Below are 6,981 nucleotides of genomic sequence, written 5' to 3'. Positions count from 1 at the left end.
CTTTTACATCAATTATGGCTACGTCTGATGCCAGCATACTTTTTAGAACACCACCCGCATTTTTATTCGTGTTTTCATTCATATTTATTGGAAGTCTGCTAAACCATGCCTGATATTGAAAAAAATCCGACTCGGCCTATCGCCTTAGATTTACAAGACATCCATAAAAGCTATGGCTCATTGGCAGTGCTAAAAGGGGTTTCCCTGACCGCATACGATGGTGATGTTATCTCGATTTTGGGCTCATCTGGCTCAGGTAAATCAACTTTGTTACGTTGTATTAATTTGCTTGAACAGCCTAACCAAGGCCGTATCATCATTGGTGATGACGAACTGATGCTAAAGCCTGCTAAGTCAGGCGAACTACAAGCAGCAGATACGAAGCAATTAGAAAGCTTACGTGCGCGCGTGGGATTTGTCTTTCAAAACTTTAACCTATGGCCACACAAAACGATTTTGCAAAACATTATCGAAGGGCCCACGCAGGTCTTAAAAATTAAAAAAGCCCAAGCCATTAGCGATGCCGAAAAACTGCTAGATAAAGTGGGCCTGCTTGATAAAAAGGACGCTTACCCAGCGAACTTGTCAGGTGGTCAACGTCAGCGTGTTGCTATTGCTCGTGCCCTCGCTATGCAGCCGCAAGTGCTGTTGTTCGACGAACCAACCTCTGCTCTAGATCCTGAACTGGTCAACGAAGTGCTCGCAGTCATGCGTGAGCTAGCAGAAGAGGGTCGCACCATGCTTATTGTCACGCATGAGATGCGTTTTGCCCGTGAAGTATCAAGTAAGGTTGTGTTCTTACATCAAGGCGTTATTGAAGAAATTGGCACTCCTGAACAAGTCTTTGACAATCCTACCTCCGAGCGTGTTAAAGACTTTATGGCGTCACATCGCCCAAACTAGGTATTAATCCAAACTAAGTATCAAGTAACTACTGTCTCAAAACATTTTAACGATTAATAATGCGTATTTATGAGTATCTATGCCTATAAATATTTAGCCTATTCAATTCATCTATTCAAACAATAGGGTGGTAAAGCGTTTATCATCCTGCTGTCATTTTAGCTACGAAAATTACAGTTTCGTAAATATCGTAGACCGTTTATTACTCAATAATAACAGTCCGTATGCAAAACGTTTGTTTTTGATATTCTACTCAGGTATTATCGAAAGGTTCATAGGTGGCCAACAATAACGGCTGCCTGTCTATTTATTCTGCTATCTATATTGCTTGTCTGGCAGGGACGTCAGAGAACAAAATATCAGAACCCTACATTAAAAACCCATTAAGATTTAAGGAATGTATGATGTCGAATTCTCGCCTATTGTGGTCGTCGATGACCGTTACCGCAGCATTGATGTTGAGTGCTTGTAGTCAACCTGCCAATGAAACTGCCGATACCAGTGCTGATGCCCCTGCAGCAGAAACGGCTGGCAAGACCATTCGTATTGCAACCGAAGGTGCTTACCCTCCTTTTAACTATACCAATGCTGATGGTAGTTTGGCCGGCTTTGATATCGATGTTGCCAATGCTTTATGTGATCAAATGCAAGCCAAATGTGAAATTGTGGCTCAAGATTGGGACGGTATTATTCCAGGTCTATTGGCACAAAAATATGATGCGGTAATTGCTGGCATGTCTATCACTGCTGAGCGTCAAGAAAAAGTAGATTTTAGCGAGCCGTACTTTGCCAATACGATGGTATGGCTGACTAACACTGATGGTGACTTTGATCCTATGGCGATTGAAAACGTAACGCTTGGTGGTCAACGCTCAACCACGCCTGGGGCTTATCTGCAAGATAACTATGAAGGCAAAGACGGCAATACTGTTCAATTATATGATAACTATGACAACGCTTATTTAGACCTAAAATCTGGTCGTAGTGATGCGGTATTGGCCGAAAAAGTATCTGCAAAATCATGGTTAGTAGATAACTCAGAAGGCTTTGGTATCGTCGGTGATGAAATTGATAACGATGACAATATTGCTATTGCTGTCCGCAAAGATGATGCGCTCAAAGCAGAGTTTGATAACGCACTTAGCGAAATCCGTAGTAATGGTGAGCTAGCACGTCTAGAAGAAGCCAATTTTGGTCAATAAATTTGTGTGTCTAGAGAATATAAACCAATATAGTAAAGGATAGTAAAAATGATAATTTCAATGACATCATCAATGGGCAAAAAAGCATTGTGGCTAGCACCGCTTAGCGCAGCAATGCTTATGCTGGCTGGTTGTAACAGTGGCTCAGCACCAGCAGAAAGTGCAGAAGCTGATACTGCTAGTGAAGCGCCTTTGGATCTTAAAATTGCTACAGAATCAAGCTTTAAGCCGTTTAGTTATACCGATGCTGAGGGCAATCTAATTGGTTATGAGATTGAACTGGTTAACGCTTTATGCGAAGAGATGAATGCAAAATGTGAAGTTATTTCTCAAGATTGGGATGGACTGATTCCAGGTCTAAATGCACAAAAATTTGATGCAGCCATTGCTGGTATGTCGATCACACCTGAGCGCAAAGAAGTGGTCGATTTTAGTGACCCATATTTTCACAGTGGTATTATCTTAATCGGTAAAAAAGGTGATGATATTAGTGTCGATGAGCTAGCAGATCAACCAATTGCATCGCAGCGTTCAACTGTGTCATCGCAGTACTTGCAAAACGAGCATGACGATGCTGATATCAAGCTTTATGATACTCAAGACAATGCCTATTTAGATCTGACATCAGGTCGTGTGCGCGCGCTTATGTCTGACAAAGTGGTAGGCGTTGATTGGTTAAAAACTGAAGCAGGTCAAGAATACGAAATCAAAGGTGACGAGATCAGCACCGATGATGATGCGATGGGTATTGCATTCCGTAAAGGTGATCCATTAGTCGCTAAATTTAACACAGCATTGGCTGAGCTAAAAGACAACGGTACTTATGATCAAATCACGGGCAGCTATTTTGGTACTAGCTCAACAGCTGCAGCGCAAGAAGCAGTGGCTACTGAGGACACCGATGTGATGGTTACTGAAGAAGAGCAAGCAACAAATTAATATTGCTACGCTTTACATTGCTCATCTCTGTTTTGTGGTTTTTGATGAACAGGGATGAGTACTATCTGATAAACAAATCATCAAGGATGATCATGAATAAGCAATTTGACCAACACAATGCTATCTCGAACGCATCAGCCATCAGTAATATCAAGGCACGACGATTTTCAGTACCTTTTGTGACGATGACCATGCTTTTGGCGTTAGCTGGCTGTAGCAACGGTCAAGATGATACTCATGATAATGTCAATCAAACTGCTACTGAGGCAGACACCGCAGGTGAAGTGTTGCGTATTGGTACTGAAGGTGCTTATGCGCCTTTTAACTATACCAATGCCGATGGCACGCTTGGTGGTTTTGATATAGATATTGCCAACGCTATCTGTGATGATATGCAAATGACTTGTGAGATTATTGCACAAGATTGGGACGGTATCATTCCCGGTCTAAAAGCAGGTAAGTATGATGCTATCGTCGCCGCTATGTCTGTGACCCCTGAGCGTGAGCAACAAGTCAGCTTTACAGAGCCATATTTTAGCAATACGTTGGTTTTTTTGGCCAAAAAAGACAGCAGTTTTGATCCCAGTAATAGCAATGATATCAATACAAACTCTATTGCTGCTCAGCGCTCGACTATCTCTTCACAGTGGTTAGAAGAGACTTATCCAGACGCTAATATGAAGCTGTACGATACGCTAAGTAATGCGTTTTTGGATTTGGGTTCAAACCGTGTTGATGCGATGGTATCTGATAAGTTGCCTGCACTAGAGTGGCTTGGCTCAACGCCAGGCAGTCATTATGCGCTAAAAGGCGAAGAGATTGATATAAATGATAACTTTGCTATTGCGGTACGTCCGGGTGATGAATTGCAAGTGAAGATGAACCAAGCATTGGCCAATATTAAAGCTGATGGTACTTATGATGAGCTCAATCAGAAGTATTTTGGAGTACCAGAAACTAGTGCTACAGAAGCTACTGAGACGGCCACGGCAGCAGATTCTGTTGAGTAATGATTGGTGATGTCGTATAGCAACCGTTAGAGCAGTCGCACTTAATGAGTTGGCTTTTGAGATAGTTTAATCAGTAAAAAGGGTATGACCATCATGGTGATACCCTTTTTTTATTTTTCTAAAAAATAGTTTGCTACTGTTAATATTGACTGTGTAGTTTGCTAAATGATGCTTAATTATTGCTTATTTTCGGACGATAAGAGCCTATTTAGATGCTGCCTTTACATGTGAGTATTAACATAGTTTGCAGCGAATATGATAAAATCAGCGCTCATTTCTACTGTGTCAATTTTCGTTGCAAGAATTGTATCACTCTAACATCAATATATGATGCAAAGTGCTTATGCCTGATTTGGTATAAAATACAATTGTTAGCAGCGTTCAGCTATTGATGCTGATTCTTTTAACTCATATTTTGCAAATTGCTAATATAAAGAGACTGAGTGGATAATTGTGTTTGATTTACAAGGATTTGGCGCGCTATTACTAAGCGGCGCTACCGTCACCATCAAGCTTGCTGTAACCAGTTTAATCATTGGTATGGCTTTGGGATTGCTCGGTGCCACTGCGAAGCTGTCTAATGTCTGGCTGTTACGTAAGCTTGCGACGGTATATACAGCCACCATGCGCGGTATTCCTGAGTTGCTGCTAGTACTGTTTATCTATTACGGTGGCTCGATGCTGCTGATGACTATTCTCAAAAAATTCGGCTATAACGAATATGTTGAGATTAGTGCCTTTTGGGGTGGTGTCATGGCACTGTCTATCGCTTTTGGTGCTTATGCGACTGAAATTTTTCGCATGTCCATTCAAGAGATACCAATAGGACAGGGTGAAGCAGCGCAAGCGATTGGTATGCGGCCTTTCCAGACGTTTTATCGCATCACTTTGCCTCAAGTATGGCAAATTGCGTTGCCAGGATTGGGTAATTTATTTTTGGTGTTGCTCAAAGATACGGCGTTGGTCTCAGTCGTGGGTCTCAAAGATATTATGTATCAGTCCTCACGTGCAGCACAGTCAACGCAGCAGCCGTTTACCTTTTATATGGCCGCAGCGATTATTTATTTGGGTCTGACCATGTTGATTACTGGCTTTATGATGTGGCTTGAATGGCGTGCCAATCCAGCAGCACGCTATGCTAAAAAGCTGAGCCGTCAATCAACTCACAGTCAATCGACCATAGGATAGAGGAGAAATACTATGGATTGGAATTGGCAGGTCATTTTTGACCATATCCCTGATTTATTGGGCGGTGCGGTACTGACTGTACAGTTGGTTGTGATTTCAGGCATTATCGGACTATTTTTCGGTTTGATCTTAGCGTTGCTACGCCTATCTAAAAACTGGCTAGTACAAGCACTTCCGTTTCTTTATATTTTCTTTTTTCGCGGTACGCCGCTACTGGTACAGATATTCCTGATTTACTACGGTCTAGGTCAATTTGAGGCTGTGCGTGAGTCGTTTCTGTGGAAGCCTGTGCTTAGCCAAGCGTATTGGTGTGCCATTATTGCCTTCACGCTAAATACCAGTGCTTATTTGGCAGAAATCATTCGCGGTGCGATTCAGAATATTCCTGTTGGTGAATTGGAAGCGGCTGATGCGATTGGCATGTCAAAGTGGCAAAAGCTTACACGTATTACCTTGCCTCGTGCCTTTGGTATCGTGATTCCAGCCTATAGTAATGAAGTTATTTTTATGCTAAAAGGTAGTGCCTTGGCTTCCACTATTGCCTTGATGGATATCACAGGTGTCGCACGTACGATTAGCGCGCGTACTTATACCCTGATGGAGCTTTTCTTTGCTGCTGGTATTGTGTATCTTCTGTTGTCATGGGTGATTTTATTCAGCTTTAAATTGTTTGAAAGAAAGCTTAATCGTTACATGAGTTATGTGCCACCAGACGTCACCACCAGAACCATTCTATAGGTTCTATCGTCATTGCGCTATAAAGTTATGATAGCGTCTTGCTTGCAGTGTTGGATATACGTCTATACTCGGTTGCCCTGTACTACTTTTGAATTAAATCGGCTATAGCGTAAACTCTATACTCATCGTTTCTGTTTACCTAGTGGCCATTTCTCACGTAATGGCTATTGATATCTTGGTATGAAAGGCTTATAACTGTCAACAATAATAATTATTGTGAGAGCCTATTATGAGTCAATCATCTACTGCGGTTGGTAAAGTGGTTTGCGTTGGCCGAAACTATGCCGCGCATGCTGCTGAGCTTGGTAATGCCGTGCCAACGCGTCCGTTGTTATTTATAAAACCGGCTTCTAGTATAGCCTCTTTGTCAGATACCATTCCTAGTGTTATCACAGATATACCTCGAGACAAAAACTATCCAGTACATTATGAAGCTGAGCTGTGTATTCGTTTAGGGTGTGATTTAAAAGCGGCTTCTCTAGAGGAAGTTATAAACACGACAGGTTTAATTGAATCGGTAGCATTAGGACTGGATTTAACGTTGCGCGATCTGCAAAGTGAGCTAAAAGAAAAAGGTCATCCGTGGGAACGTGCAAAGTGCTTTGATGGCGCCTGTGTGTTAAGCGAGTGGATAAGCCCTGAGGTCTTCTCGGATTTTACTCAAGTAAAATATCAGCTCTATATTAATGATAAATTAACGCAAGATGGTGACAGTGCCTTGATGCTGTTTCCTGTTTACGGGTTGCTAAGTGAAATTAGCTATGCGTTTAGCTTGCAAGCAGGTGACGTGATTATGACGGGTACGCCAAGCGGTGTTGGTATATTGCATGCAGGTGATGCACTAACATTAAAACTGGGTGCTCATGAGTGGCAAGCAGTCGTAGAGTAACGGCCTCTTTAAAACACAACCTTTCAATACGCATCTGCTATTAAAAATCCCAAGTGATGAACCGACCCCCATAAGTTGGACACAACTTATGGGGGTATTTTTATGCGTTACG

Annotated in this window: 7 protein-coding genes; all 7 read left to right on the top strand. The window is 42.1% G+C overall.

Features of this window, described 5'->3' with window-relative positions; all coding sequences use genetic code 11:
• Positions 1 to 105 precede the first annotated feature (105 nt).
• Complete coding sequence (locus EI164_RS13775; RefSeq protein WP_192520501.1) at positions 106 to 903, top strand: ABC transporter ATP-binding protein; 798 nt, start codon at positions 106 to 108, stop codon at positions 901 to 903.
• 401 nt (positions 904 to 1,304) lie between these two features.
• Positions 1,305 to 2,105, top strand: a complete 801-nt coding sequence (locus EI164_RS13770) for a transporter substrate-binding domain-containing protein (RefSeq protein WP_192520500.1) — start codon at positions 1,305 to 1,307, stop codon at positions 2,103 to 2,105.
• Between the two features lie 48 nt (positions 2,106 to 2,153).
• Positions 2,154 to 3,044, top strand: a complete 891-nt coding sequence (locus EI164_RS13765; RefSeq protein WP_192520499.1) for a transporter substrate-binding domain-containing protein — start codon at positions 2,154 to 2,156, stop codon at positions 3,042 to 3,044.
• 185 nt (positions 3,045 to 3,229) lie between these two features.
• Positions 3,230 to 4,054, top strand: a complete 825-nt coding sequence (locus EI164_RS13760; RefSeq protein WP_192520502.1) for an ABC transporter substrate-binding protein — start codon at positions 3,230 to 3,232, stop codon at positions 4,052 to 4,054.
• 453 nt (positions 4,055 to 4,507) lie between these two features.
• Positions 4,508 to 5,242: an ABC transporter permease gene (locus EI164_RS13755; RefSeq protein ID WP_192520498.1), complete on the top strand. Its 735-nt coding sequence runs from the start codon at positions 4,508 to 4,510 to the stop codon at positions 5,240 to 5,242.
• A gap of 12 nt (positions 5,243 to 5,254) precedes the next feature.
• Positions 5,255 to 5,980 carry an ABC transporter permease gene (locus EI164_RS13750; RefSeq protein ID WP_192520497.1) on the top strand — a complete coding sequence of 242 codons (726 nt, stop codon included), beginning with the start codon at positions 5,255 to 5,257 and terminating at the stop codon, positions 5,978 to 5,980.
• 229 nt (positions 5,981 to 6,209) lie between these two features.
• On the top strand, positions 6,210 to 6,869 hold the full coding sequence (locus tag EI164_RS13745) for a fumarylacetoacetate hydrolase family protein (protein WP_192520496.1): 660 nt from the start codon (positions 6,210 to 6,212) through the stop codon (positions 6,867 to 6,869).
• Positions 6,870 to 6,981: the final 112 nt, after the last annotated feature.

The organism is Psychrobacter sp. FME13 (assembly GCF_014861395.1).
Taxonomy (GTDB): Bacteria; Pseudomonadota; Gammaproteobacteria; order Pseudomonadales; family Moraxellaceae; genus Psychrobacter.
The sequence above is the reverse complement of the archived record's forward strand: the minus strand, read 5'-3'. Positions and strand labels throughout refer to the sequence as shown.